The organism is Thauera sp. 2A1, from assembly GCF_009469595.2.
Lineage (GTDB): Bacteria > Pseudomonadota > Gammaproteobacteria > Burkholderiales > Rhodocyclaceae > Thauera.
Genome location: NZ_SSXV01000023.1, coordinates 26517 through 51954, shown reverse-complemented (window position 1 = coordinate 51954; position 25438 = coordinate 26517). Strand labels below are relative to the sequence as shown.

The following is a 25438-nucleotide window of genomic DNA, read 5'->3' as shown; positions in this document are numbered from 1 at the left end:
CTCGCCACCCGGGCCGGCGTACGGCGACAAGCCTTCATGCCGCCGATGCCGCGTCGGCCGGCGGCTGGGGAGGAGCGGGCCGGTAGAGCGCGACTGCGTCACGGCCTGCTGTCTTCATCTGGTACATGGCCTCGTCCGCCCGCCGCGACAAGTCCTCCAGGCCGCTGCCGTGTTCCGGGTAGAGCGCCACGCCGATGCTGACCGAGAGCGTCACCGTCTGCCGCTCCGTCACCACGGGCTGCTTCGAGACCGCACGGATCTTCTCGGCGACGCGCAGCGCGTCCGCGGCATCGTGGACGTTGCGCAGCAGGACCATGAACTCGTCACCGCCGATGCGCGCCGCCGTGTCCGATTCACGGATGGCCGAGCGCAGGCGCGATGCGAACTGGGCCAGCACCACGTCACCGGCGGCGTGGCCGAGGGTGTCGTTGACGGACTTGAAGTGGTCGAGGTCGATGAGCAGCAGCGCCAGCACGCCGTGGTCGCGGCGTGCCGCGGCAATGGTGCTGGCGACGAGGTCGGTGAACAGGGCTCGGTTCGCCAGGCCGGTGAGGGCGTCATGCTGCGCCATGTAGCGGATCTCGCGATTGCGCAGCAGCAGCATCAGCACCAGTGTGGCGATGACGAACGCGGCGGAGGAGGCTGCGAGCATTTCCCACTGATACTGGTGCCATACGTCGTGCAAGCCGAAGCGCGGCAAGGTGTCGAAAGGTGGCAGGCGCAGTTCGCGCATGATCTCCTCGACACCGGCGTAGTCGGCCGGGATGGTGAACGCGTAGTGGTTGCCGCTTCCGTCCGGCTGGGCGGGCATCGACAGGAGCAGGGCTGCGACCCGCCGCGAGAGGCTTTCGCTGACGTGCGGCAGCACGACGAAGGGCGCTTGCGGGTACAGGTAGGTCGACACCGTGTACGGATAATCCGGCAGCGCCTGGGCGTTGATGAATTTCAGCGCATCCGGCTCCAGCCTCCCATTGCGAACCATTTCCTCGACGATGCCGCCGAGTACGAAGCCGGCATCGGCCTTGCCGCGCAGCACCAGGTCCACCACGCGGTCCTGCGGCAGGCCGGCGAACTCGATTTGACCGGCGTTGGGCAGGGGGAGTCCGGCGTCGTGCAGCGCCCATAGCTGCGCCTGGTAGCCGCCCAGTGACTGCGGTGCGGCAGCGGCGATCCGCCGCGTCGCGAGGTCTGCCAGCGTGCGGATGTCGTTTCGGTCGGCGCGGACGACGATCGCGCCGCCGATTGCGGAGAGCGGCTTGCCGCCCTCACCGGCGACGAGCGTGGCGAGTGCGCCCGACAGCCCGTTGCGGCGCTTCAACTGCACGTACTGCGATGGCGAGGTCAACAGGAAATCGAGCTGGTGCCTTGCGCTGGCGGCGTCGATTTCGTCGAGATCCATCACCCGCAGCGACACCCGCGTGTCGCCCAGCCCGGCGCTCAGGTAGTCGGCGAGCGTCTGCATCTGGCGCAGCGTGACGTCGGGGGAATGGTTCTTCACCACCCCTATGGTGAGGTCGGTGTCGCCGCTCGCCGCTGCCGCGGGATGCGTTCCGGGCAGCAGCCAGAGGGCCGAAAGGGCCATCATCAGCGCCGCGCTCGCATGGCGAATCCGGCTCACTGGAAGTTCCCCTGGGGAAGCGCCACATCGGACACGATCCCGGCAAGCTTGTCGGCATGCGGCAGGGAGCCGAGCTCGAGCATCAGTCGCGACACTTCTGCAAGCGTCGGGGCAAGACGCGGGGCCGTGCCGCCGAGCAGGTCGCGATTCTGTGCGACATCGGGCAACTCGAGCCCGCGATAGGTGTCGAGCACGCCCTCGGGGGATAACTTCATGCGCGCCGCAAGGCGATGGGCCGCGTCCAGGCGATGCCGGGTGAAATGCCGCAGCGCACGGAAATGCGCGCGCGCAAGGGCGCGCAGGTCGTCCCGACGCGCATGGAGGATCTCGCGGCGGACCGCGAGCACGTCGATGACCAGAGGCGGAAACATGCGGCTGTCGAAGATGCGCCGGGCGCCTGTCTGCTCGATCAGCGTGGCGGTGGGCTCGTAGGTCACGATTGCGTCGAGCCGGCCGGCCTGCCAGGCGCCAAGGTGTTCGTCGGCCGGCAAGGCCTCGGCGATGATGTCCGCGTCCTGCAGCTCTGCCGCGACCATCAGCTTGCGCAACATCAGCGCGCCCACCGTGCCGCTTTCCACGCCAATGCGCCGGCCGCGCAGCGCGGGCAGGGCCTCGATGTTGCCACGTGCCAGCACCACGTCGGCGCCGGCCGAGATGTCGAACACCAGGACGATGGTGAGGGCGGTGCCGCTGGCGCGTACGCGCAGGACCTCGTCCAGCGTCAGGGCGGCGCCGTCCACGCGTCCCTGTTCAAGCTCGCGGATGGATTCCGTCGCCGAACTCGTCCTCGTCAGGGAAACGCCGCTGGTGCCGAGCCAGCCGAGGTCGCGGGCGAGAAACATGAACTCGTAGCCGGGCCAGGTGTGCGCTGCGATCACCAACGGTGCCGGGGGCGTGCAGCCCTGCAAGGTCAGCAGCCCAAAGGCCGGCAGCGCCGCGAGGAGGCGGCGGCGAACCTTGCAAGCGGCCGAGGGTGGAGGCGACTGCGCCATCTGGGTATCCAGTCCGTTTCCGGTGCCATGCTGGGCAAGGCATGGCGTGCCTCATGCAGGGCAGAAACCATGCTTTAACTGAGGAATTATGGCGAATGGCGCCTGGAGTCGGGCGACGATCGCAGAGCGGGCGTGCGAGGCGTCACGCGCCGGGCGGGATTCGCGGCGGCGGCAGGCGGATCGGGGCGCGGTGCCGGCGCGCGCGCGGCGCGTGGCGTCGCGCTAGCGCGGCGTGGAGGTGGCGAGCGCGGCGCGCTCGGCAGCCGGAAACAGGTGTGACACGGAGCGGCGGTACTCGCGGTCCGCGAGCGCCAATGCGGTAAAGCGCGACGGCACCGGACGCGCGAGCACCTCCGCCATGTCCATGCCGCCGGCCGCGGCCTCGTGGATGGCGTGGCCCAGCCATTCCAGGTAGGCGCGCGTCTCAAGCAGGGGGGAGGCGTCGTCGCTGGCCGGACCATGGCCGGGCACATAGTGGCGCACCGGCAGTTCGGCCAGCGAGGCCAGCGCAGCAATCCAACGCGCCAGGTCGGCGTGCGGGGTGGTGGGCGCGCGATGGTTGAACACCAGGTCCGATGCGAACAGCGTGCCGGTGGCATGGTCGATCACCACCAGGTCGGCGGCTGTATGCCCGCCCAGCGCAAGCAGCTCGATGTCGCGCCCGCCGACCATGCGCCGGCCCGGGGCGATGCGCTGCTGCGGCACCACGACCTCGGTGTCGCGCATCCAGTCGCCGTTGAGACGGTACATGTTGTCGTTGAACGCGCCGCCTTCGGTCTCGATGCCGGTGATCGTCTCAGGCAGGGCGGCGAGGGTGGCGGGCGGAAAGGCCTGGTTGCCGAGGAAGTGGTCGGGGTGGTGGTGGGTGTTCAGCGTCAGCACTACCGGCAGCGGGGTGATGCGCGTGATCGCGGCGCGCAACTGCTCGCCATAGCGGCGCGACGGCCCGGTGTCGATGACGATCACGCCGCTGCTGCCGACGATGAAGCCGGTGTTGACGATGTTGCCGCCGTTCTCGGTGGAGAAATCCTCGCGCCTGCCTTCGATCATGTAGACGCCATCGGCGACCTCGCGCGGCTGCAGGTGATAGTCGAAATCGGCTGTCACGCCCGGCGCTCGCGCGGGAGGCGGTACCTGCGGCACCGCTGGCGCCGGCGCCTGGGCGAGGGCCGCGATGGCGACGAGGCTGCCGAGCAGGGGCAGCAGGCGGACGAGGCGGTTGGTGCGGCTCATTGCGCCACTCCTGCGTCGATGCGGTTGCCGTTGTTGTCGCGCCCGCTCACGCGCAGCGCGCCGGAGGCGGACGTGCCCTTGTGCAGGTCGAGGGTGAATACCGGGTTCTCCGACACCGGCTCGAACGGGTGGATGCGCATCAGCGGCCGGCCATCGGCAGCGCTGACGAGAAGATCCTCGATATGGAAGGACGGGATGCCGGCGGCGAGGCCGGTGTCCATCGGGTGGATCACCCGCAGGCGCAGGCGTTCGCCCGGGCCGACGCCGTGCCACACCCGGCCGCTCACCTCGTTGAGGTGCTGCTGCCACAGCGGCGAGGCCGAGCCCACCGAGGGCAGCGTGCAGCCGCCGCCATGCGTGCGCACCCACGCGCCGCCCACATGCCACACGCCATCGCCGGTGCGCGCCGCGGCGCGGATCGGCGACGACTGCTGCAACTTGAGGCGGAAGCCGAGCGTGGCGATGGCATCGACGGGCGCGAAGCTCAGCACCTTGACGATGGGGTTGAAGTCGGCGAACACGACCACTTCGCGCACGTCCGGCAGCGCGCTCGCATCCACGCTCACCGGGACGTTGAGCGGGTCCTCCGCGTTGGGTGGCGCGGTGACCGACACGCGTGCGTCGAAGCGCACCGCGGCATCGCGGAAGAGTTCGCGCCGCATGTCCTGCCAGCGTGACGAACCCAGCGGATCGGCCAGTGCTTCCGCGTCGCTGGCAGGCCCGCGCGACATGGGACCACCGGCCAGCGGCGAGGCCGCGGACGCCGGCGCGGCGAACGCGAGAAGGGCGAACGCGAGAGGGGCGAACGTGAGAGGGGCGGACGCGAGAAGGGCGAACAGCGGGGTCATCAGCGCGCTCAGGGCGCGCGAACCGGGTGCGGGCATCGTCTGCTCCGGGTGTTGCAGGCGTGGACGGGTCCAGATCGCGAGCAATCGACATGCCAGCAACGCGTACAGCCGTGGCGGCGTGGCGGCATCGACCCCGAGGCGCGGCCGCGCCTGCTCGATTGCTCAATAAATCCTGCCTTGACCGGATGCCGCTCGCGAATCTGGAGCAGGTGGAGCAGCCGATGTAGCAGCCCTTGTAGCAGCAGGCAGCCGCCAATCCTGCGGCGCTTGAGGCTTTCGGTGATGTGGCATGGCGCTTGCGCAGGCTGGCACGGGGCGATGCCCGGCGCTGCCTGTCGCATCAACACCGCAGAAAACAACACTCTCTTATTCGACATCCCGAGGAGGAAGACATGGATCGAAGCTCCAAGCAGCCGCGCCGCATGCGCGGCCTGTCGCTGATCGCCACCGCCGTCATGATGCTGGGCGCCGCCCAGGCCAATGCCAGGGGCGTGACGGACGACGACGTCGTCAATGACGCCACCATCACCACCCAGGTGGTCAGCAATGGCCTGGGATCGAAAGGCCAGCGCTTCAGCCCGCTGACACAGGTCAACACGCAGACGGTGAAGGACCTGGTGCCGGTATGGTCGTTTTCCTTCGGTGGCGAGAAGCAGCGCGGCCAGCAGTCGCAGCCGGTGGTGTTCGACGGCAAGATGTACGTCACCGCGTCGTACAGCCGCATCTTCGCGCTCGACGCCAAGACCGGGCAGAAACTGTGGAAGTACGAGCACCGCCTGCCCGACGGCATCATGCCGTGCTGCGACGTGATCAACCGCGGCGCCGCGCTTTACGACGACCTCGTGATCTTCGGCACGCTGGATGCACAACTGGTGGCGCTCAACAAGGACACCGGCAAGGTGGTCTGGCGCGAGAAGATCGAGGACTACAAGGCCGGCTATTCCTTCACCGCCGCACCGCAGATCGTCAAGGGCATGGTCATCACCGGCAACTCGGGCAGCGAGTTCGGCGTGGTGGGCCGCGTCGACGCGCGTGATGCGAAGACCGGCAAGCTGATCTGGAGTCGGCCGACGGTCGAGGGCCACATGGGCCACAAGTACGACGCCGAGGGCAAGCCGGTCGACAACGGCATTACCGGCACGACCAACGCCACCTGGCCGGGCGACCTGTGGAAGACCGGCGGCGCGGCGCCGTGGCAGACCGCCAACTACGATCCCGAGACCAACCTGATCTACATCGGCACCGGCAACCCGGCGCCGTGGAACAGTTGGCTGCGCCCGGGCGACAACCTGTATTCGTCATCCACGATCGCCATCAACCCCGACACCGGCAAGATCGTGTGGCACTACCAGAGCACGCCGCACGATGGCTGGGACTTCGACGGCGTGAACGAATTCGTGTCCTTCGACTACAAGGATCCGAAGACGGGCAAGACGGTCAAGGCCGGCGGCAAGGCCGACCGCAACGGCTTCTTCTTCGTCAATGACCGCAGCAACGGCAAGCTGCTGAACGCCTTCCCCTTCGTCAATCGCATCGACTGGGCCAAGGGCATCGACCTCAAGACCGGCCGGCCGATCTACGACGACGACAAGCGCCCGGGCAACCCCTTCGTCGAGACCGTCGGCGAGGACAAGAAGGGCAAGACGGTGTTCAACGCGCCGTCCTTCCTCGGCGGCAAGAACCAGATGCCGATGGCCTACAGCCCGAAGTCCGGCCTGTTCTACGTGCCGGCCAACGAGTGGGGCATGGACATCTGGAACGAGCCGATCTCGTACAAGCGCGGTGCCGCCTACCTGGGCGCGGGCTTCACCATCAAGCCGCTCAATGACGACTACATCGGCGCGCTGCGCGCGGTCGATCCGGTCAAGGGCAAGATCGTGTGGGAAGTGAAGAACAATGCGCCGCTGTGGGGCGGGGTGCTGACCACCGCCGGCGACCTGGTCTTCTACGGTACGCCCGAAGGCTACCTGAAGGCGATCGACGCCAACTCAGGCAAGGAGCTGTGGCAGTTCCAGACCGGCTCCGGCGTGATCGCGCCGCCGATCACCTGGGACGAGGGCGGCGAGCAGTACGTCGCCGTGGTGTCCGGCTGGGGTGGCGCGGTGCCGCTGTGGGGCGGCGACGTCGCCAAGCGGGTGAACATGCTGGAGCAGGGCGGCTCGGTGTGGGTGTTCAAGCTGCACAAGTCCTGATCCGGTCCGGCCGCTGACGGTCGGGCGGGTGTGTCTGCAGGATCGGCCTCGGCGGGCCGGTGCCGCAGACATGCCCGAATCTGCCACCAAAGGAATTTCCACGATGAAGATACGCATCCTGAACACCGCGCTGGCCGCCGCCATGGCGGCTTCCTTCGCCGCCGGCGCGCTGGCCGCGGAACGGGCCACGCCGCTGGAGGCGCGGGCGATGTTCGATCAGGCGGTGAAGTACATGGAGGCCAATGGCGCCGAGCGCGCCTTCGCCGCCTTCAACAACCAGAAAGGCAAGTTCGTCCGCAAGGACCTGTACGTGTTCGTGATCGACGACAAGGGGGTGTACCACGCCAGCGGCGCGGCGCCCGAATCGCTCGTCGGCCTGAACGTGATCGACACCACCGACGCTGCGGGCAACCCCCTGTTCCGCAACATGATCGATGCCACCCGCAAGGCGCCGGAAGCGACGGTGCGCTACGTGTGGCTGAACCGCGCGACGAACAAGGTCGAGCCCAAGGCGAGCTATGTGCGCAAGGTGGGCGACTACGTGGTCGGCGTCGGCTATTCGGCGGCACGTTCGACCGCCGAGCAGGCGCGCACGATGCTCGACAAGGCGGTCGACCTGGCCCGGGCGAAGGGGGCGCAGGGCGCCGCCGCCGCGTTCAATGATCGCGCGGGCAGCTTCGTGCGCGACGACCTGTACGTGTTCATGGTCGACCTGGATTCCGGCCGCTTCCAGGCCATGGGCATGAATCCCGCGCTCGCCGGAACTGACGCGCTGGGCCTGCATGATGCTGCGGGCAAGCCGCTGATCGCGGAGATGGTCGAGCGCCTGAAGTCCGCGGACGAGGCCACGGTGGATTACGTGTGGCGCAACCCGGTCACCAACGCGGTGGAGAAGAAGCGCGCCTATGTGCGCCGTGTCACCGGCTCGCTGGTCGGCGTCGGGCATTACCTGGAGTAATCGGGCGCGCCGCCGGCAATGTGCCTGCAGGGCGCGGGACACGGCCTGTTCGAGGCCGTGTCCCGCAGTCGCTTACATCCCCTGGTAGATCGGCCCCTCGCCACCTTGCGGTACCACCCAGTTGATATTCTGGGTCGGGTCCTTGATGTCGCAGGTCTTGCAGTGCACGCAGTTCTGCGCGTTGATCTGCAGCCGCGGGCCGGTGTCTTCCTGCACGATCTCGTACACCCCGGCCGGGCAGTAGCGCTGCTCGGGCGCATCGTATTTCGCCAGGTTCACGCTGATCGGCACCGAGGGGTCCTTGAGCTGCAGGTGGCAGGGCTGGTCTTCCTCGTGGTTGGTGTTGGACAGGAACACCGACGACAGGCGGTCGAAAGTCAGCACGCCGTCGGGCTTGGGATAGGCGATCTTCGCGCACTCGGCCGCGGGCCGGAGTTCGAGGTGGTCGGCGCTGTTGTGCAGCGTCCAGGGCACCTTGCCCTTGAAGAGCTTCTGCTCGGCGCCGAACAGGAAGGAGCCCAGCCACAGGCCCTTCTTCATGTAGGGCTTGAAGTTGCGCGTCTGGTGCAGCTCGGCGTGCAGCCAGGAATCCTGGAAGGCCGACGGATAGGCGGTGAGCGCATCGCGCTGGCGCTGCGTCATGAGCGCGTCGAAGGCCGCGTCGGCGGCGAGCATGCCGGACTTGATCGCCGCATGGCTGCCCTTGATGCGCGCGGCGTTGAGGAAGCCGGCGTCATCGCCGATCAGCGCCCCGCCCGGGAAGATCAGCCGTGGCAGGCTCTGCAGGCCACCGGCGGCAATGGCGCGCGCGCCATAGGCCAGGCGCTTGCCGCCTTCGAGGTACTTGCGGATCTCGGGGTGGGTCTTGTAGCGCTGCATCTCCTCGAAGGGCGACAGGTGCGGGTTGCTGTAGCCCAGGCCGACCACGAAGCCCACCGCCACCAGGTTGTCCTCGAGGTGATAGACGAAGCCGCCGCCATAGGTGGTGTTGTCCATCGGCCAGCCGGCGGTGTGCACCACCAGGCCGGGGCGATGGTTCTCGGGCTTCACCTCCCACAGCTCCTTGATGCCGATGCCGTAGGTCTGCGGATCGACGCCGTCCCTGAGCTTGAACTTCGCCTCGAGCTGCTTGCCCAGGTGGCCGCGGCAGCCCTCGGCGAAGAGGGTGTACTTGGCGTGCAGCTCCATGCCCGGCTGGTAGGCGGGGCCCGGCTCGCCGTCACGCCCGACGCCCATGTCGCCGGTGGCCACGCCCTTCACCGCGCCCGCCTCATCGAACAGGATCTCGGCGCCGGCAAAGCCCGGATAGACCTCCACGCCCATCGCCTCGGCCTGCTCGCCGAGCCACTTCACCACGTTCCCGAGGCGCACGATGTAGTTGCCGTGGTTGATCAGGCAATCGGGCGTGAGGCCGTGCGGCACTGCGCGCGCACCGGTCTCGGAGAGCATCAGCACCTTGTCTTCGGTGACGGCGGTCCTGAGCGGCGCGCCCTTGTCCTTCCAGTCGGGAATCAGCTCGGTGAGCGCACGCGGATCCATCACCGCGCCCGACAGGATGTGGGCACCGATCTCGGCGGCCTTCTCGATCAGGCACACCGAGACGTCCTGGCCCTTGGCCGCAGCCAGTTGCTTCATGCGGATCGCCGCCGCCAGCCCCGCAGGGCCACCGCCGACGATCAGTACGTCAAATTCCATCGATTCGCGTTCCATCCCTTTCTCCTCTGGACTGTGCGGCATGTGCCCTATCTGGGTTCTGCGCCTTGAACGTTCCGCCGATGGTGCAAGCGGCAGGACGGAGCGTGCGGCGCTCTTAAAAACATACGGGTGCGTATGTTACATTACTCCGGCTTTTCGACAACAAGGAAAACCCGATATGGAGACGACGAGAAAGCATCTGCGCACCAGCCGCATGCCGGTGCGCTGGGGTGACATGGATGCCTACGGCCACGTGAATAACACCGTCTATTTTCGCTACTTCGAGCAGATACGTGTCGAGTGGCTGGAGGAGATGGGATGTATCGTACGCCCGGACGAGCCGGTGGGTCCGGTCATCATCAATGCCAGTTGCACCTTCTTCGCGCCGGTGAATTATCCGGCCACCATCATCGTGAAGATGTACGGCGGCGAACCCGGCCGCACCAGCCTGATGACCTGGTACGAGCTGTACGTGGAAGGCGATGATCGCCTGTTTGCCGAAGGCGCGGCCAAGACCGTGTGGATGGACATGCAGACGGGCAAATCCTCGCCCTTGCCGGATAATGTCCGCGCACTGTTCGACCAAGCATGAACAACTAAAGCAAGTCTGGAGGAGATGCAATGAATACTGCAGCGGAACAGGCATTGTGGACGCCGTCGCCCGAGCGCATCGCCGGGGCCAATGTGACCGCCTTCCGGCTGGCGGCGGAGAAGCGCTGGGGCGTGAGCCTGCCCGACTACGACGCGCTGTACGCGTGGTCGGTGGCGCAGCCCGAGCAGTTCTGGGTCAGCGTGTGGGAGGGCGAGGGCATTGGCGGCGGCGTGATCGGCCACCGTGGCGAGCGCGTGCTGGAAGATGGCGACAGGATGCCCGGCGCGAAGTGGTTCCCCGACGCGAAGCTCAACTTTGCGCAGAACCTGCTGCGCTCGCGCGATGCGCATGACGCGATCGTGTTCTGGGGCGAGGACCGGGTGCAGAACCGCATGAGTCACGGCGAGCTCTACCGCGCGGTGGCGCATTTTGCCGCGGCGCTGAAGGAGCAGGGCGTGGTCGCCGGCGACCGGGTGGCCGCCTACATGCCCAACATGCCCGAGACGGTGATCGCGATGCTCGCCACAGCCAGCCTCGGCGCAATCTTCACCTCGGCGTCGCCGGATTTCGGCGTGCAGGGCGTGCTCGACCGCTTCGGCCAGACTGAACCCAAGGTGCTGGTGGCCTGCGACGGCTACTACTACGGCGGCAGGACGGTGGACGTGCTCGACAAGCTCGGCGAGATCGTCGGCCAGTTGCCCTCGGTCAAGCGCGTCGTGGTGGTGCCCTACGTGCATCACGACCACGACCTGTCGCACGTGCCGCATGCGCGCATGGTCGCGGACTTCATCGCGCCGCATCACTTCGTCGACGACATCGAGTTCGCCGAGCTGCCCTTCGATCATCCGCTCTACATCATGTACTCCTCGGGCACCACCGGCGTCCCGAAGTGCATCGTGCATTGCGCCGGCGGCGCGCTGCTGCAGCACCTCAAGGAGCACCGCCTGCACGGCGACGTGAAGCCGGGCGACCGCGTGTTCTACTTCACCACCTGCGGCTGGATGATGTGGAACTGGCTGGTGTCGGGGCTGGCCGCCGGCGCCACGCTGCTGCTCTACGACGGCTCGCCCTTTGCCGGCGACAACCGCATCCTGTTCGACTACGCCGATGCGGAAGCAATGACGCACTTCGGCACCTCGGCCAAGTTCCTCGACGCCGCCGCCAAGTTCGGCCTGAAGCCGAGGGAAACGCACAGCCTCGCCACCGTGCGCGCCATGTTCAGCACCGGCAGCCCGCTGGTGGCCGAAGGCTTCGACTACGTCTACCGCGACATCAAGGCCGACCTGCAGCTCTCGTCGATCTCGGGCGGCACCGACATCATCTCCTGCTTCGTGCTCGGCTCCCCGGTGCTTCCCGTGTGGCGCGGCGAGATCCAGTGCCGCGGCCTGGGCATGGCGGTGGACGTGTGGGACGACGACGGCCGCCCGGTGCGTGGCGAAAAGGGCGAGCTGGTGTGCACGAAGCCCTTCCCGGTGATGCCGATCGGCTTCTGGAACGACGCCGACGGCAGCAAGTACCACGCCGCCTACTTCGAGCGCTTCGACAACATCTGGTGCCACGGCGACTTCTGCGAGATCACCGCGCACGGCGGGCTGGTCATCTATGGCCGCTCGGACGCCACGCTGAACCCGGGCGGGGTGCGCATCGGCACCGCCGAGATCTACCGCCAGGTGGAGAAGCTGGACGAGGTGGTGGAGTCCCTGGTGATCGGCCAGGATTGGCCGCCGCAGAACCCGAACGACGTGCGCGTGGTGCTGTTCGTGAAGCTGCGCGAAGGCCTCACGCTCGATGAAGACCTCGTCAAGCGCATCAGGCAGACCATCCGCGACAACACCACGCCGCGCCACGTGCCGGCCAAGGTGCTGCAGGTGGCAGACATCCCGCGCACCAAGAGCGGCAAGATCGTCGAACTGGCGGTGCGCAACGTGGTGCATGGCCGCGCGGTGAAGAACCAGGAGGCGCTTGCCAATCCCGAGGCGCTGGCCTTGTTCCGCGACCGCGCCGAACTGGCAGAGTGAGGAGACCGTCATGCTGATGAATCGCGACAAGTCCGCGCTGCTGGTGATCGACGTGCAGCAGCGCCTGGCGCCGGCCATCCACGATGGCGACCGGGTCGCCGCCAACTGCGCCTGGCTGGCGGGCGTGGCGCAGCGGGTCGGCGTGCCGGTGGTCGTCACCGAGCATTTCCCCGACAAGATCGGCGCCACGCTCGACGTGGTGAAGGCGGCCACCGCCGGCGCGCAGTACGTCACCAAGCAGGCGTTCTCCGCGCAGGGCGACGGCTGCCTGGCGGCCACCGCGGTGCAGGAGCGGCGCCAGGTGGTGGTGTGCGGCACCGAGGCGCACGTGTGCGTGCAGCAGACGGCGCTGGAGCTGCGTTGGGCCGGCAAGGAGGTGTTCGTCGTCGCCGACGCCGCCGGTTCGCGCAATCCGGCAGACCGCGAGCTGGCCTTCGCGCGCATGCGCAGCCACGGCATCGAGATCGTGTCGCGCGAGATGGTGGCGTTCGAGTGGCTGCAGCGCGGCGGCACCGACCTGTTCCGCGAGGTGAATCGGGACTTCATCCGCTGAGCGGGCCATGCTTTCGGCGGGTAGCGCGGATCGGTTATCATCGCGCTTTCCCGCAGCATGATTCCCATGACCAAATACGTCTTCGTTACCGGCGGTGTCGTGTCCTCTCTGGGCAAGGGCATCGCGGCGGCCTCGCTCGGGGCCATCCTGGAGTCCCGCGGCATCAAGGTCACCCACCTGAAGCTGGACCCCTACATCAACGTCGATCCGGGCACCATGAGCCCGTTCCAGCACGGCGAGGTCTTCGTCACCGAAGACGGCGCCGAAACCGACCTGGACCTGGGCCACTACGAGCGCTTCACCAGCGCCAAGATGAGCAAGCGCAACAACTTCACCACCGGCCAGATCTACGAGTCGGTGCTGAAGAAGGAGCGCCGCGGTGAATACCTGGGCAAGACGGTGCAGGTCATCCCGCACATCACCGACGAGATCAAGGCCTACATCAAGCGCGGCGCGGAAGGCGCCGACGTGGCCATCGTCGAGGTGGGCGGCACGGTGGGCGACATCGAATCGCTGCCCTTCCTCGAAGCCATTCGCCAGATGGGCATCGAGGAAGGCCGCAACGGCACCTGCTTCATCCATCTCACGCTGCTGCCCTACATCCCGACCGCCGGCGAGCTCAAGACCAAGCCGACCCAGCACTCGGTGAAGGAGCTGCGCGAGATCGGCATCCAGCCCGACATCCTGCTGTGCCGCGCCGACCGTTCCATCCCGGCCGACGAGCGGCGCAAGATCGCGCTGTTCTGCAACGTGATGCCGGAAGCGGTGATCGAGTGCCTCGACGCCGACTCGATCTACAAGATTCCCGCGCAGTTGCACGACCAGATGATGGACCAGATCGTCTGCCACAAGCTCGACATCCTCGCGCGTGCGGCCGATCTCTCGGTATGGGACAGGCTCATCCGCGCCCGCGAGAATCCGAAGCATGAAGTGGATATCGGCTTCGTCGGCAAGTACGTCGACCTCACCGAATCGTACAAGTCGCTGATCGAGGCGCTGAACCACGCCGGCATGCACACCGAGTCGAAGGTGAACATCCACTACATCGATTCGGAAGACATCGAGCGCGACGGCTGCGGCGTGCTGGAAAAGATGGACGCCATCCTGGTGCCCGGCGGCTTCGGCAAGCGCGGCACCGAAGGCAAGATCGCGGCGATCCGCTATGCGCGCGAGAACAAGGTGCCTTACCTCGGCATCTGCCTCGGCATGCAACTGGCAGTGGTCGAGTTCGCGCGTGACGTCGCCGGCATGCCCGGCGCACATTCGACGGAATTCGAGCGCGACACCAAATACCCGGTGATCGGCCTCATCACCGAATGGAAGGACCGCTCGGGCAAGATCGAGAAGCGCACCGAGGAGTCCGACCTCGGCGGCACGATGCGGCTCGGCGGCCAGGTGTGCCAGTTGCGCGAAGGTACGCTGGCGCGCCAGGTGTACGGCGCGGCCGAGATCATGGAACGGCACCGCCATCGCTACGAAGTGAACAACACCTTGCTCGCCAAGCTCGAGGACAAGGGCCTGATCGTTTCCGGCCGCGCGCCGGTCACTGACCTGTGCGAGATGGTCGAGCTGCCGGCGGAGGTGCATCCCTGGTTCGTCGGCTGCCAGTTCCACCCCGAGTTCACCTCCAATCCGCGCAAGGGTCATCCGCTGTTCACCGCCTACGTCAAGGCGGCGATCGCCCAGCGCGCGGGCGTGCAGGCCCCGGCGCAAGCCTGAAGGAGCAAGCGATGAAACTGTGTGGATTCGAGGCCGGCCTCGACCAGCCCTTCTTCCTGATCGCCGGCCCCTGCGTGGCCGAGTCCGAGCAGATGTGCCTGGACATCGCCGACCAGATGAAGGAGATCTGCGGCGAGCTCGGCATCCCCTACATCTTCAAGGCGTCCTACGACAAGGCCAACCGCAGCTCAGGCCGCAGCTTCCGGGGCCACGGCATGGATGCCGGCCTGAAGATGCTCGAGGCGGTGAAGCAGCAGCTCGGCCTGCCGGTGCTCACCGACGTGCATACCGTCGAGGAGATCCCGACCGTGGCGGCGGTGGTCGACGTGCTGCAGACGCCGGCCTTCCTGTGCCGGCAGACCGACTTCATCCATGCGGTGGCGGCCAGCGGCAAGCCGGTCAACATCAAGAAAGGCCAGTTCCTCGCGCCGGGCGACATGAAGAACGTCGTCGACAAGGCGAAGGAGGCCAATGGCGGCGCCGACACCATCATGGTGTGCGAGCGCGGCGCCTCCTTCGGCTACAACAACCTCGTCTCCGACATGCGCAGCCTCGCGATCATGCGCGGGACCGGTTGCCCGGTGGTGTTCGACGCCACCCACTCGGTGCAGTTGCCGGGCGGGCAGGGCACCGCCTCCGGCGGCCAGCGCGAGTTCGTGCCGGTGCTGGCGCGGGCGGCGGTGGCGGTCGGTGTTGCCGGCCTGTTCATGGAAACCCATCCGAACCCCGAGAAGGCCCTGTCCGACGGCCCCAACGCCTGGCCGCTGCCGAAGATGAAGGCGCTGCTCGCCACGCTCAAGGGCATCGACGCCCTGGTCAAGCGCGAGGGTTTCCTCGAACAGACCCTGTGAGCGCGCCACGACCGCTGCATCTGTGCGGCTGATACCGCTTATTCCGGTGCGCGGTCGACCTGGCATCGTGCTTGATGTCTAATTCGGCCCGAAGATGTCGCTCGTTATCGATTCGAATCCGTAACTGCAACAGGAAAAAACATGAGTGCAATCGTTGATGTGATCGCCCGCGAAATTCTGGACTCCCGCGGCAACCCCACGGTGGAAGCCGACGTGCTGCTCGAGTCCGGCGTGATGGGCCGCGCCGCGGTGCCGTCGGGCGCCTCCACCGGCTCGCGCGAGGCGATCGAGCTGCGTGACGGTGACGCCGGCCGCTACCTGGGCAAGGGCGTGCTGCGTGCGGTGGAAAACGTGAACACCGAGATCTCCGAAGCCATCATCGGCCTCGACGCGGAAGACCAGTCCTTCATCGACCGCACCCTGATCGAGCTCGACGGCACCGACAACAAGTCGCGCCTGGGCGCCAACGCCACGCTGGCGGTGTCGATGGCGGTGGCCAAGGCCGCGGCCGAGGAAGCCGGCCTGCCGCTGTACCGTTACTTTGGGGGCTCCAGCCCGATGGTCATGCCGGTGCCGATGATGAACGTCATCAACGGTGGCGAGCACGCCAACAACAGCCTCGACATCCAGGAATGCATGATCATGCCGGTGAGCATGGGCAGCTTCCGCGAGGCCCTGCGCTGCGGTGCCGAGGTCTTCCACCACCTGAAGAAGATCATCGACAGGAAGGGCTACCCGACCACCGTCGGTGACGAAGGCGGCTTCGCGCCCAACGTGTCGGGCACCGAGGAAGCGCTGTCGCTGATCCAGGACGCGATCTCCGCCGCCGGCTACGAGCCGGGCCGCGACGTGCTGCTGGCGCTCGACTGCGCCGCGAGCGAGTTCTACAAGGACGGCAAGTACGAGCTGAAAGGCGAAGGCCTGTCGCTCTCCGCCGAAGGCTTCACCGACTATCTGGCGACGCTGGCCGACAAGTTCCCCATCGTGTCGATCGAGGACGCCATGGCCGAAGGCGACTGGGCGGGCTGGAAGCACCTGACCGAGCGCCTGGGCAAGCAGGTTCAACTGGTGGGCGACGACCTCTTCGTCACCAACACCCGCATCCTGCAGGAAGGCATCGACAAGGGCATCGCCAACTCCATCCTGATCAAGATCAATCAGATCGGCACGCTGACCGAGACCTTCGCCGCGGTCGAGATGGCCAAGCTCGCCGGCTACACCGCGGTGATCTCGCACCGTTCGGGCGAAACCGACGATTCCACCATCGCCGACATCGCCGTCGGTCTGCGTGCGATGCAGATCAAGACCGGTTCGCTGTCGCGCTCCGACCGCATCTCGAAGTACAACCAGTTGCTGCGCATCGAGGAAGATCTCGGCAACACCGCGACGTATCCGGGCAAGCGCGCCTTCTACAACCTGCGGGGCTGATCGCCGCCGGTTTGCGACTCGGCATGACCTGGCAAGGCCGGCGGCGAACCCGCCGGCCTTTTCGCAGGATGTCGGTCGCGGACGTCGACGCCGGTCGTGCCGGCTTCATCCTTCTTACGATTCCCTGATTCCGCTGCACCTTCCCATGCGCTGGCCTGTCCTCATCCTCTTCGTCCTCGTCGTCGTCCTGCAGTACCCGCTCTGGCTCGGCAAGGGCGGGTGGCTGCGGGTGTGGGAGGTGGATCGACAGGTGCGGGCGCAGCGCGACGAGAACCTGCGCCTGGAGCAGCGCAACGCCAGCCTCGATGCCGAAGTGCGCGACCTGAAGTCGGGCAACGACGCGATCGAGGAGCGTGCGCGCTTCGAGCTGGGCATGACGCGCCCGGGCGAGATCTTCGTCGAGGTGCCGCAAAAGAACTGAGCCGGCCAGCGGCCGGCTCACGCATGTGGCGGGCGTTCAGAGCCGTTGCGAGATCGCCTCGCGTTGTTCCTGCTCGTGTTCGAAGGCGAGCAGTTCACTTCCCAGGGCGTCCCGCGCCGAGACCATCCCCACCGGACGTCCATCGATGACCACCGGGACGTGGCGGAAGCCGCCTTCGGTCATCAGGTGCATCGCATGGACGAGCGGCCGGTCGGGCCCGATCGTCTGCGGATTCGGCGTCATCACGTCGGCGAGCCGTGTCGTGTCGGGGGCGAGCCCCGCGGCGAGGACCCGCACGAGCGCATCGCGCTCGGTGAAAATGCCGACGAGCTTGCCGGCCTCGACGATCATTGCGGATCCGACGCGTTCCGCCGCCATCCGCATGGATGCCTCGCGCACGCTCATTTCACGATCGACCGTCAGGATGCGCTGACCGCGCACCACACTTGCTATGGTTCTTGCAGGCATGTGTTGTCTCCTCCAGATGGGATGCCGGGTGGTTCAAAGCCTAGATGCCTGATGTGACAAGCGCGAGACGATCCGGCGCACGAGCCCAGGAAGGCGTCGGTATCAGTTGGCAGCAAGCAGCGTGCGGGCGCCGTCGAATCGCGGCTTGAAATAACGGTTGTCCAGGCGCTCGACCCGCACCGCCCCCCGGCTGGACGGGGCGTGGATGAAGCGGCCGTCGCCGATGTAGATCCCCATGTGCGAGTAGCGGCGCTGCATGGTGTTGAAGAACACCAGGTCGCCAGGCTGAAGGGCGTCGATGTCGATCGGTCGGGTGCGCTCCGCGATCTGCGCCGCGTTGTGGGGTAGGCGGCGGCCGCTGATCTTTTCGACGATATAGGCCACCATGCCGCTGCAGTCCAGCCCCGCCTCCGGGTTGCGGCCGCCGAAACGGTAGCCTGTGTCGAGCAGTCCCAGGGCGTAAAGCACCATTTCCTGCGTCTGCGCTTCGTTGTCGACCGAAAAATAGCTGCGTTCGGCTGGCGGGCTCGGCGCCGTCGTTGCGGGTGGAGTCAGGCTGCCGCATCCGGTGAGCTGCGTTGCTGCGATGATGGTGGCGATACCCAGCAGACCAAACAGACCGCAGGTCCCGGGCGCTGCGCTTGGCCCCGCATCCGCCGTGCGGAAGGAGGCGATGATGCGCGTGCCGCGGGCGGCGTCGCCGAGATGTCGAAGTCGTGGCGCTGTCATGTCGCGAAAGATAGGACAGGGCCGCGCGGGCGTCCACCCCCGCCGGCCATCTCGCAAGCGTTCACGCCGCGCGAGCCTTCAATCGAGCAGTTCGACACGGCCGCTGACGCTCACCGAGACCTGGCTCTCGCCGCCTTCGAGTGGCGCAGGGGCCGCTTCGGCTGCCATCGCGGAGGCGGCGCGCATGCGCGCGAACGCGGGCTGCTGCACGCCGGATTCGGCGATGCTGATCTGGTACAGGCGGTAGCGCCGACCCAGCGCGCCGGCGATCAACTGCGCGCGCTTCTCGAAGGCGTGGATGGCGTCCACGGTGGCCTCGTCGGCCGCCTTGCGGCGCGTTTCGGGCGCCGGTTGCATGACGATCTGCGCCAGCGCCATGCTGGACTGCAGCTTGCCGACGAGCGCCGACATCGCGCCCACGTCGCGGCTTTCGAGCCGGAGGTCGGCGCGCATACGCCAGCTCTCGATGCGGCCGCGGCCGTCCTTGCCATACACCGGCCAGGTGGACGTGCCTGCGCTCTGCGTCTTCACCGCCGGGTGGGCGCGTGCGGTGTCGAGCGCCGCAGCGATCGCCTGGTTGACCTCGCGCGCCAGCGCGGCAGCATCGGTGGCCGAACGTTCGACATAGAGCACGGCAACCGCGAGGTCGTTGGGGGCCGCGCGGCTGGCATCGGCGCTGAATTCGACGGTGCGCACCGCGGCATCCTCTGCAGTGGCGGGGAGGGGAGCGGCCAGCAGCGCACAGAGCGCGCTGGCGAGCAGGGCAAGGCGACGATTCATGAAGGTGATTCCTCATTCTCATGCGGGGTCTGGGTGCGCTGCCGGCGAGGGACGGCGGGCGGCACCCGCCTGACGTTTATACCGCATCGTCGCCGCGGCGTGCCGTTCGCATTGACCGCACGCGCCGTGCTCGGCATGCTCGCGGTCTTCGCTTCCTGCCGTCGCTTTCCATGAATCAGCGAGTCCTCGGTGCGCTTCTCGTCGCCGTCTCCGCCGTGAGCTTCGGCGCGATGGCGATCTTTGCGCGCTACGCCTACGCCGATGGCGCGGACGTCGTCGCCGTGCTATTCCTGCGATTTGCCATCGCTGCGATCTTGATGAGCATCTACATGGCGCTTGCACGCCGGCACTGGCCGCGCGGACGCAGCCTGGCGATCCTCGCCGCGATGGGCGGCGTGGGCTATGTCGGACAGTCGCTGGCGTTCTTTTCCGCCCTGAACCACGCCACTGCCGGCCTGGTGGCGCTGCTGCTCTACCTGTATCCCTTCCTCGTCACTGTGCTGGGAGCGGTGTTCCTGCGCGAGCCGCTGGGCGTGGGGCGCGTGCTGGCGGTGCTGGCGGCCCTGGTTGGAACGGCGCTCACCTTGGGCGGCGGAATTGCGGGCGAGCCGGTCGGTGTCGCGCTGGGTGTGGCGGCGGCGCTGATCTATTCGATCTACATCCTGGTCGGCAGCCGGGTGCTCGCCCGCTCGGACGCGATGGGCGCGGCAACGGTGGTGATGATATCCGCGGCCGTGGTGTTCGGTGCGATCACGCTCGCCACCCGGCCACGCTTTCCGGTGGAGCCGGCCGGCTGGGCAGCGGTGCTGGCGATCGCGGTGGTGTCGACGGTGATCGCCATGGGCGGCTTCTTCGCGGGTATCCGTCTGCTGGGCGCAGCCGATGCGGCCACGCTGTCCACGCTCGAGCCGGCCGTGACGATTGCGCTTGCTGCCATCTTCCTCGACGAGCCGCTCAACCGGCTGCAACTCGTGGGGGGCGCCATCATTCTTGCCGCAGTCGTCTGGCTGACACGCGCCGGCGCGCGCAATGAGGACGAAAAGCCGGACGGGTGTGCAGCCGCCGCGGACACGCGGGCCGGCGGCGGCGCGGGCAGCCGCGCCTAGCGGCCGCCTTGCTCGAGCACGGCGCTAGGGTCGAGCGCGTGCATTTTGGCTTCGTAGCGGCGCGCGTTTTCCACGTAGTGTGCAGCGTTGGCACGCAGGTTGGCGATGTCGGCATCGGTCAGTTCGCGGATCACGCGCCCGGGCGAGCCGACGACCAGCGAACGGTCGGGGATCACCTTGCCCTCCGGGATCAGCGCCTTGGCGCCGATGATGCAGTTCTTGCCGATCACCGCGTTGTTGAGCACCACCGCGTTGATGCCGATCAGGCTGCCGTCGCCGACGGTGCAGCCGTGCAGCATGGCCATGTGGCCGACGGTGACGTCGGCCCCGATCGTGAGCGGCACGCCGTCGTCGGTGTGCAGGATGGAGCCGTCCTGGATGTTGGTGTTGTCGCCGATGCTGATCGGGTCACGGTCGCCGCGGATGACCACGTTGTACCAGATATTGACGTTGTGGCCGGCTTCGACGGCGCCGATGACCGTGGCGTTGTGTGCAACCCAGCAGCCTTCACCGAATTGTGGCGTGTGCTCGCCCAGGGCGTAAATGCTCATCGTCTCTCTCTGTTGAAACCGGCGCCTGTTGTCCGGCGCGGGGGCGAAATCATAGCAAGCTCAGGCGCTTAGTGGACATTTCCGGGCACCGTCAGGTGACGCCATCTTGCCCGGAAAGGGGCGCCATGCTGGCGGTGGTGGTAGGATTCGCGGCTTCCGCCGCCCCTCGATGCTCATGCTCAGCTACCGCCACGCCTTTCACGCCGGCAACCACGCCGATGTCCTGAAGCACGCCGTCCTGCTCGAATTGCTGGATTACTTCAATCGCAAGGACAAGCCGTGGTTCTACATCGACACCCATGCAGGCGGCGGATGTTATGCGCTGGAGAGCGAGCAGGCCGGCAAGACGGCCGAGTTCGCCGATGGCATCGGCCGGCTGTGGGCGCGGGACGACCTGCCTGCGATGCTGGCGCGCTACGTCGCCGCGGTGCGGCAGTTCAATCCCCATGGCCGGCTGCTGTTCTATCCCGGCTCGCCGGCGCTGGCGATGACCTGCGCCCGCGCGCAGGACCGCCTGCGCCTGTTCGAACTGCACCCGGCGGATCACGAGTCGCTGCAGCGCACCTTCAATGGCGAGGTCGAGCGCGTGCAGGTGCGCAAGGCCGACGGTTTCGGCGCGCTCAAGGGGCTGCTGCCACCGCCTTCGCGGCGCGCGCTGGCGCTGATCGATCCGCCCTATGAGGTGAAGGAGGATTACCGCCGCGTGGTCGAGGTGCTGAAGGACGCCATGAAGCGCTTTCCGACCGGCACCTACGCGCTGTGGTACCCGATGCTGGCGCGGCCGGAGGCGCGGCAACTGCATGACCGCCTCGCCGATCTCGGTGCCGAGAGCTGGCTCGACGTGCGCCTCTCGGTGAAGCGCCCGCCCAGGGACGGCTTCGGCATGTTCGGCAGCGGCATGTACATCGTCAATCCGCCCTGGGTGCTGCCCGAGCGCCTGGAAGCTACGCTGCCGTGGCTGAGCAAGGTGCTGGCGGTGGACGAGGGTGCCGGCTTCGACCTGGAGCATGCGATCGAATGAAGGCGCAGCCAACGCTCACCGATGGACCGTCCGACACGCTGCAGGTGCTGCGTGACGCGCTGCGGGTGTTCGCTGCCGAGCGTGCCTGGGAGCCCTTCCACACGCCGAAGAACCTGGCGATGGCCTTGTCGGGCGAGGCCGGAGAGGTGATCGAGCACTTCCAGTGGCTGACGGCCGAGCAGTCGGCTGCGCTGGATGCCGACACGCGCGAGGCGGTTGCGCTGGAGCTGGCCGACGTGCTGCTCTACCTGGTGCGCCTGGCCGACGTGCTCGACATCGATCTCGACGAGGCGGCGCAGCGCAAGCTGGCGATCAACGCGAGCCGCTATCCGGCGGACAGGGCGCACGGGCGCTCCGACAAGTACGACAAGCTGGGCTGATCCGGGCGTGGAGTTGCAGCACCTCAACGAATTCGAGCTGGCGGTCGCCGGCGGCCGCGGCGAACTCGTACGCTTCGGCGTCAGCTTCCTGTTCCTCGTCGGCGTGATGTTCTACGTGGCCTCGCAGGGGGCCGGCGAGGGCAGCGTCGTGCTGGTCATGGCGGCGATCGTCGCCACCTACATGGCGATGAACATCGGCGCCAACGATGTCGCCAACAACGTCGGCCCGGCCGTTGGCGCGGGGGCGTTCAGCCTGGTGACTGCGCTGCTGATTGCGGCAGTGTTCGACATCGCCGGCGCGCTGGTCGCCGGCGAGCGGGTGATCGAGCGCATGCGCAGCGGCATCATCCATCCCGGCATGTTCGCCGATCCGCAGCTCATCGTCTGGGTCATGCTCGCGGCGTTGCTGGCAGGTGCGGTGTGGATCAACATCGCGAGCGCATTGGGTGCGCCCGTGTCGACGACGCATGCCATCGTCGGTGCGATCATGGGCAGCGGCGTCGCTGCGCGCGGCATCGAGGTCGTCAACTGGCCGGTAATGGGCCGCATCGTGGCGAGCTGGGTGGTGTCTCCCCTGCTCGGCGGGGTGCTCGCGGCGCTGTTCCTGTACTTCATCAAGCGCAGCATCACCTATCGGGTGGACATGGCGGCGGCGGCAAGGCGCGTGGTCCCGGTGCTGCTGGCGGTCATGGCATGGATCTTCACCACCTTCCTGCTGGTCGAGGGCCTTGGGCGCTGGCGTATCGTCGGCGGGGCGATCGCGCTCGGCTGTGGCTTCGCTGCGGGCCTGCTGACCTTCTTCACGGTGCGTGCGCGGGTTGTGGGGCCGGGGCGCTTCATCCCGAACACGAAGTCGGGCGTGAATCGGCTGTTCACCGTGCCGCTGATGTTCGCCGCGGCGGTGATGAGTTTTGCCCATGGTTCGAACGATGTCGCCAACGCGGTCGGGCCGCTTGCCGCCATCGTGCACGTCGTCACCCAGACGGGCGGCTCCATGCAGGGCGCGAACGTGGCCGCATGGGCGATGCTGGTCGGGGCACTCGGCATCGGCGTCGGCCTGGCGCTTTTCGGGCCGCGCGTGATCCGCACCATCGGCAGCGAGCTCACCGAGCTCGACAACATGCGTGCCTTCAGTGTCGTGATGGCGTCGGCGCTGACGGTGATCGTCGCCAGCGTGCTCGGCTTGCCGGTGAGCTCCACCCATGTGGTCGTCGGCAGTGTCCTGGGGGTGGGTTTCCTGCGCGAATATCTCAAGAGCAGCCGTGAGCGGATGGTCGAGGAGATCAAGGCTCACCATCCGCAGCACGACCAGCCGGCGATCGACGATTTCATGCGCCGCTTCGATGCCGCATCGGTGGACGACAAGGGGGCGCTGCTGAAGGAGCTCAAGCAGCGCTCCAGGCGCGGTGAGGATCCGGCGCGGTTTGCCAAGTGGGAACGCAAGGCGCTGCGTCGCGCCTACCAGCACGAACTGGTGCGGCGCTCGCAGTTGCGGCGCATCCTCGCGGCGTGGTTGATCACGGTGCCGGCATCGGCACTGATGGCGGCGGGGCTCTTCCATGCGATCGCCGGGGTGCTCGCACCATGATTTCCCTGCCCGAACTGCTGGTGCTGCTGGCGCTGGGGCTGCTGGTGTGGTTCTGGTTCGACAGCCTGAAGGCGCGCGAAGCGGGCGTGGCCGCGGCGCGCGCAGCATGCCGTCGCGAGGGCTTGCAGTTTCTTGATGAAACCGTGGTCGGCCGCGGCCTGCGGCCGGTACGCGACGACGACGGCCGCCTGGTGCTGCAACGTGCCTTCGACTTCGATTATTCCCGCTCTGGCTACGACCGCTATCGCGGCGCGGTGGTGCTGCAGGGGCGCGAAGTGGTGCTGCTCGACCTCGGCGGCGAGGGGCGTGAAGCCCTTCCCCCTGGCGCCTAGCCGGCGCCGGATCGCGGCCGTTCAGGCCTGGCCGATCAGTGGCCGTGCCGATGGTCGATCGCGTGCAGGAACTCGTTGCGCAGTTGTGCTGAATCGGCAAACGCGCCGGACCATGCCTGCGTGACGACGCGCTCGTCGCCGCGGCGATCCTCGCCCAGCAGCAGACAGAGCTGTTCGGCCTCGATCATGCAGGCTGCGCCGCGGGCCTTGCCGTGCTGCATCAGCGCGTCGGCGATGTCGCGCGTCATCCATTCCTGGTAGGTGAAGCGGTGCCCGATCGCGTCGACGAGGCGGGCGATGCGGCCGAAGCCGTGCAGTCGCCCGCCCGGCAGGTAGGCGACATGGGCCACCCCACGAAACGGCACGAGATGGTGCGGACACACGCCATGCACGGCGATGCCACGGATCACCACCAGATCCTCCCTCGGGTCGGCGAAACCGTCCCCCAGCGCGGCGGCCGGGTCGAGCTCGTAGCCCCCGAGCAGCCGGCGCTGCCACAGCTCGCGCACGCGCTGCGCAGTGCGGCCGGTGTGCGCGGTGGCAGGGTCGATGCCGCAGGCGAGCAGCAGGTCGGTCACCGCACGCTCGAATGCGGCCGCGTCGAACGGGCCCTGGCGCGCAATGCCGATGCTATGTGGTTGCGGAACGTGGTCGTGGCAGTGGTCGTGATCGTCCGTTGTGCTCATCGTCGGATTCTCGCAGGGAGATGCGGCGATGATACGCGCGATCCGCGCGCGCCCGGCGGGCGGATGCGGCCGCTCAGGCGATGAACACCGGGTCGGAGAACACCAGCGTGCCGTCCTTGCGCATCATCAGGTTGTTGGCGTTGAGGATGTCCGGCAGCACCTGGTATTCCTCGACGAAATCGGACAGGGCCTTCAAGGCGTCATGGATGCCCTGGTCGACATCCAGGGGTTGCTGCACCAGGTGGTAGAGCGCGATGCGCCCCATGCTGGAACCCAGCCGGCTCCATTGTGCGCAGCCGGCCCAGTAGAACTCGATCAGGCGCATCGCCAGGTCGGCGGCGGGTGAGCCTTCGGCGAGCGGGTAAAGGCGTTCCATCTCGATCAGGTGCAACGGGTAGCCCGATAGCGCGCGGCCGATGATGCCGTGGTCGGCATGGACGATGGGGAAATGCTTGCCGCGCGGACGGTCCTCGGCAGTGTAGAGGAAATAGTCGGCCGGCGAGCTGATGACCTTATAGACCCGCTCGCCGTCGCCCTTGTCGAGCACGATCGAGTATTCGCCGCGACCGATCTCCTTCTTGCCCTCGAGCAGCGGGTGCACGGGCACCGGGTCGGGCAGCAAGATGGCCTCACGTCCCAGGCATGCCCGCGCGCGGGAAAGATCGATCACGACGAACCC

Annotated in this window: 25 protein-coding genes; 14 read left to right on the top strand and 11 right to left on the bottom strand. The window is 67.4% G+C overall.

Annotated features, from left to right (window positions below):
• Positions 1-34: 34 nt before the first annotated feature.
• From GH664_RS17945 to GH664_RS17930, 4 genes are all read right to left on the bottom strand, one after another.
• Positions 35-1618, bottom strand: coding sequence for a diguanylate cyclase (locus tag GH664_RS17945; protein WP_153169434.1), 1584 nt, complete (start codon positions 1616-1618; stop codon positions 35-37).
• The gene (locus GH664_RS17940) at positions 1615-2610 is read right to left on the bottom strand and encodes an ABC transporter substrate-binding protein (RefSeq protein ID WP_153169433.1); all 996 of its coding nucleotides are present in this window, start codon (positions 2608-2610) and stop codon (positions 1615-1617) included. The genes GH664_RS17945 and GH664_RS17940 overlap by 4 nt, the downstream gene beginning before the upstream one ends.
• A 222-nt stretch (positions 2611-2832) precedes the next feature.
• The gene (locus tag GH664_RS17935) at positions 2833-3843 is read right to left on the bottom strand and encodes a quinoprotein relay system zinc metallohydrolase 1 (RefSeq protein WP_153169432.1); all 1011 of its coding nucleotides are present in this window, start codon (positions 3841-3843) and stop codon (positions 2833-2835) included.
• Positions 3840-4574 carry a quinoprotein dehydrogenase-associated SoxYZ-like carrier gene (locus GH664_RS17930; protein ID WP_153169474.1) on the bottom strand — a complete coding sequence of 245 codons (735 nt, stop codon included), beginning with the start codon at positions 4572-4574 and terminating at the stop codon, positions 3840-3842. Before GH664_RS17930 ends, GH664_RS17935 begins: the two co-directional genes overlap by 4 nt.
• 509 nt (positions 4575-5083) lie before the next feature.
• On the opposite strand from GH664_RS17930, the gene GH664_RS17925 reads away from it, so the two are divergent.
• On the top strand, positions 5084-6883 hold the full coding sequence (locus tag GH664_RS17925) for a methanol/ethanol family PQQ-dependent dehydrogenase (RefSeq protein WP_228111597.1): 1800 nt from the start codon (positions 5084-5086) through the stop codon (positions 6881-6883).
• 103 nt (positions 6884-6986) lie between these two features.
• Entirely contained in the window at positions 6987-7841 is an 855-nt protein-coding gene (locus GH664_RS17920) for a cache domain-containing protein (RefSeq protein ID WP_153169431.1), read from the top strand.
• A 72-nt stretch (positions 7842-7913) separates the two neighbouring features.
• Here GH664_RS17920 and GH664_RS17915 read toward each other — a convergent pair whose 3' ends face one another.
• The gene (locus GH664_RS17915; RefSeq protein WP_153169430.1) at positions 7914-9551 is read right to left on the bottom strand and encodes an electron transfer flavoprotein-ubiquinone oxidoreductase; all 1638 of its coding nucleotides are present in this window, start codon (positions 9549-9551) and stop codon (positions 7914-7916) included.
• Positions 9552-9714: 163 nt separating this feature from the next.
• Here GH664_RS17915 and GH664_RS17910 point away from each other — a divergent pair, with 163 nt between their 5' ends.
• From GH664_RS17910 to ftsB, 7 genes are all read left to right on the top strand, one after another.
• Complete coding sequence (locus GH664_RS17910) at positions 9715-10128, top strand: thioesterase family protein (protein ID WP_153169429.1); 414 nt, start codon at positions 9715-9717, stop codon at positions 10126-10128.
• Between the two features lie 29 nt (positions 10129-10157).
• On the top strand, positions 10158-12146 hold the full coding sequence (locus GH664_RS17905) for an acetoacetate--CoA ligase (protein ID WP_153169428.1): 1989 nt from the start codon (positions 10158-10160) through the stop codon (positions 12144-12146).
• Between the two features lie 10 nt (positions 12147-12156).
• Positions 12157-12699 (top strand): isochorismatase family protein, encoded by a 543-nt coding sequence (locus tag GH664_RS17900; protein ID WP_153169427.1) that lies wholly within the window; start codon positions 12157-12159, stop codon positions 12697-12699.
• Between the two features lie 66 nt (positions 12700-12765).
• Positions 12766-14418 (top strand): CTP synthase, encoded by a 1653-nt coding sequence (locus tag GH664_RS17895; protein ID WP_153169426.1) that lies wholly within the window; start codon positions 12766-12768, stop codon positions 14416-14418.
• Between the two features lie 11 nt (positions 14419-14429).
• Positions 14430-15269, top strand: a complete 840-nt coding sequence (gene kdsA, locus GH664_RS17890; protein ID WP_153169425.1) for a 3-deoxy-8-phosphooctulonate synthase — start codon at positions 14430-14432, stop codon at positions 15267-15269.
• 141 nt (positions 15270-15410) lie between these two features.
• Complete coding sequence (eno, locus tag GH664_RS17885; protein ID WP_153169424.1) at positions 15411-16697, top strand: phosphopyruvate hydratase; 1287 nt, start codon at positions 15411-15413, stop codon at positions 16695-16697.
• Positions 16698-16842: 145 nt separating this feature from the next.
• Positions 16843-17118, top strand: coding sequence for a cell division protein FtsB (gene ftsB, locus GH664_RS17880; RefSeq protein ID WP_153169423.1), 276 nt, complete (start codon positions 16843-16845; stop codon positions 17116-17118).
• 36 nt (positions 17119-17154) lie between these two features.
• Here ftsB and GH664_RS17875 read toward each other — a convergent pair whose 3' ends face one another.
• From GH664_RS17875 to GH664_RS17865, 3 genes are all read right to left on the bottom strand, one after another.
• On the bottom strand, positions 17155-17586 hold the full coding sequence (locus GH664_RS17875; protein WP_153169422.1) for a CBS domain-containing protein: 432 nt from the start codon (positions 17584-17586) through the stop codon (positions 17155-17157).
• A gap of 102 nt (positions 17587-17688) precedes the next feature.
• The gene (locus tag GH664_RS17870; protein WP_153169421.1) at positions 17689-18315 is read right to left on the bottom strand and encodes a C40 family peptidase; all 627 of its coding nucleotides are present in this window, start codon (positions 18313-18315) and stop codon (positions 17689-17691) included.
• A gap of 78 nt (positions 18316-18393) precedes the next feature.
• Positions 18394-19095 (bottom strand): SIMPL domain-containing protein, encoded by a 702-nt coding sequence (locus GH664_RS17865; protein WP_153169420.1) that lies wholly within the window; start codon positions 19093-19095, stop codon positions 18394-18396.
• Between the two features lie 170 nt (positions 19096-19265).
• Here GH664_RS17865 and GH664_RS17860 point away from each other — a divergent pair, with 170 nt between their 5' ends.
• Positions 19266-20201 (top strand): DMT family transporter, encoded by a 936-nt coding sequence (locus GH664_RS17860; RefSeq protein ID WP_153169419.1) that lies wholly within the window; start codon positions 19266-19268, stop codon positions 20199-20201.
• On the opposite strand, the gene GH664_RS17855 is transcribed toward GH664_RS17860, so the two are convergent.
• Entirely contained in the window at positions 20198-20752 is a 555-nt protein-coding gene (locus GH664_RS17855; protein WP_153169418.1) for a gamma carbonic anhydrase family protein, read from the bottom strand. The genes GH664_RS17860 and GH664_RS17855 overlap by 4 nt on opposite strands.
• Before the next feature lie 175 nt (positions 20753-20927).
• On the opposite strand from GH664_RS17855, the gene GH664_RS17850 reads away from it, so the two are divergent.
• From GH664_RS17850 to GH664_RS17835, 4 genes are read left to right on the top strand one after another with little or no spacing between them, the layout of a single operon-like run.
• Positions 20928-21773 carry a 23S rRNA (adenine(2030)-N(6))-methyltransferase RlmJ gene (locus GH664_RS17850; RefSeq protein WP_153169471.1) on the top strand — a complete coding sequence of 282 codons (846 nt, stop codon included), beginning with the start codon at positions 20928-20930 and terminating at the stop codon, positions 21771-21773.
• Positions 21770-22153 (top strand): nucleotide pyrophosphohydrolase, encoded by a 384-nt coding sequence (locus GH664_RS17845; protein WP_153169417.1) that lies wholly within the window; start codon positions 21770-21772, stop codon positions 22151-22153. The genes GH664_RS17850 and GH664_RS17845 overlap by 4 nt, the downstream gene beginning before the upstream one ends.
• Before the next feature lie 7 nt (positions 22154-22160).
• Positions 22161-23741, top strand: a complete 1581-nt coding sequence (locus GH664_RS17840; protein WP_153169416.1) for an inorganic phosphate transporter — start codon at positions 22161-22163, stop codon at positions 23739-23741.
• Positions 23741-24073: a DUF3301 domain-containing protein gene (locus GH664_RS17835; RefSeq protein WP_153169470.1), complete on the top strand. Its 333-nt coding sequence runs from the start codon at positions 23741-23743 to the stop codon at positions 24071-24073. The genes GH664_RS17840 and GH664_RS17835 overlap by 1 nt, the downstream gene beginning before the upstream one ends.
• 35 nt (positions 24074-24108) lie before the next feature.
• On the opposite strand, the gene folE is transcribed toward GH664_RS17835, so the two are convergent.
• Together folE and GH664_RS17825 are read right to left on the bottom strand one after the other, a co-directional pair.
• Positions 24109-24759: a GTP cyclohydrolase I FolE gene (gene folE, locus GH664_RS17830; protein ID WP_153169415.1), complete on the bottom strand. Its 651-nt coding sequence runs from the start codon at positions 24757-24759 to the stop codon at positions 24109-24111.
• 73 nt (positions 24760-24832) lie between these two features.
• Positions 24833-25429, bottom strand: a complete 597-nt coding sequence (locus GH664_RS17825) for a hypothetical protein (protein WP_153169414.1) — start codon at positions 25427-25429, stop codon at positions 24833-24835.
• Positions 25430-25438 lie beyond the last annotated feature (9 nt).

Coding starts and splice junctions, on each gene's coding strand:
- GH664_RS17875 (WP_153169422.1), bottom strand. CDS start 17,586: ATGCCTGCAAGAACCATAGCAAGTGTGGTGCGCGGTCAGCGCATCCTG.
- GH664_RS17850 (WP_153169471.1), top strand. CDS start 20,928: ATGCTCAGCTACCGCCACGCCTTTCACGCCGGCAACCACGCCGATGTC.
- GH664_RS17930 (WP_153169474.1), bottom strand. CDS start 4,574: ATGTCGCGCGGGCCTGCCAGCGACGCGGAAGCACTGGCCGATCCGCTG.
- GH664_RS17910 (WP_153169429.1), top strand. CDS start 9,715: ATGGAGACGACGAGAAAGCATCTGCGCACCAGCCGCATGCCGGTGCGC.
- GH664_RS17915 (WP_153169430.1), bottom strand. CDS start 9,551: ATGGAACGCGAATCGATGGAATTTGACGTACTGATCGTCGGCGGTGGC.
- GH664_RS17920 (WP_153169431.1), top strand. CDS start 6,987: ATGAAGATACGCATCCTGAACACCGCGCTGGCCGCCGCCATGGCGGCT.
- GH664_RS17900 (WP_153169427.1), top strand. CDS start 12,157: ATGCTGATGAATCGCGACAAGTCCGCGCTGCTGGTGATCGACGTGCAG.
- GH664_RS17855 (WP_153169418.1), bottom strand. CDS start 20,752: ATGAGCATTTACGCCCTGGGCGAGCACACGCCACAATTCGGTGAAGGC.
- GH664_RS17925 (WP_228111597.1), top strand. CDS start 5,084: ATGGATCGAAGCTCCAAGCAGCCGCGCCGCATGCGCGGCCTGTCGCTG.
- GH664_RS17845 (WP_153169417.1), top strand. CDS start 21,770: ATGAAGGCGCAGCCAACGCTCACCGATGGACCGTCCGACACGCTGCAG.
- folE (WP_153169415.1), bottom strand. CDS start 24,759: ATGAGCACAACGGACGATCACGACCACTGCCACGACCACGTTCCGCAA.
- GH664_RS17940 (WP_153169433.1), bottom strand. CDS start 2,610: ATGGCGCAGTCGCCTCCACCCTCGGCCGCTTGCAAGGTTCGCCGCCGC.
- GH664_RS17870 (WP_153169421.1), bottom strand. CDS start 18,315: ATGACAGCGCCACGACTTCGACATCTCGGCGACGCCGCCCGCGGCACG.
- eno (WP_153169424.1), top strand. CDS start 15,411: ATGAGTGCAATCGTTGATGTGATCGCCCGCGAAATTCTGGACTCCCGC.
- GH664_RS17865 (WP_153169420.1), bottom strand. CDS start 19,095: ATGAATCGTCGCCTTGCCCTGCTCGCCAGCGCGCTCTGTGCGCTGCTG.
- GH664_RS17860 (WP_153169419.1), top strand. CDS start 19,266: ATGAATCAGCGAGTCCTCGGTGCGCTTCTCGTCGCCGTCTCCGCCGTG.
- GH664_RS17905 (WP_153169428.1), top strand. CDS start 10,158: ATGAATACTGCAGCGGAACAGGCATTGTGGACGCCGTCGCCCGAGCGC.
- GH664_RS17935 (WP_153169432.1), bottom strand. CDS start 3,843: ATGAGCCGCACCAACCGCCTCGTCCGCCTGCTGCCCCTGCTCGGCAGC.
- kdsA (WP_153169425.1), top strand. CDS start 14,430: ATGAAACTGTGTGGATTCGAGGCCGGCCTCGACCAGCCCTTCTTCCTG.
- ftsB (WP_153169423.1), top strand. CDS start 16,843: ATGCGCTGGCCTGTCCTCATCCTCTTCGTCCTCGTCGTCGTCCTGCAG.
- GH664_RS17895 (WP_153169426.1), top strand. CDS start 12,766: ATGACCAAATACGTCTTCGTTACCGGCGGTGTCGTGTCCTCTCTGGGC.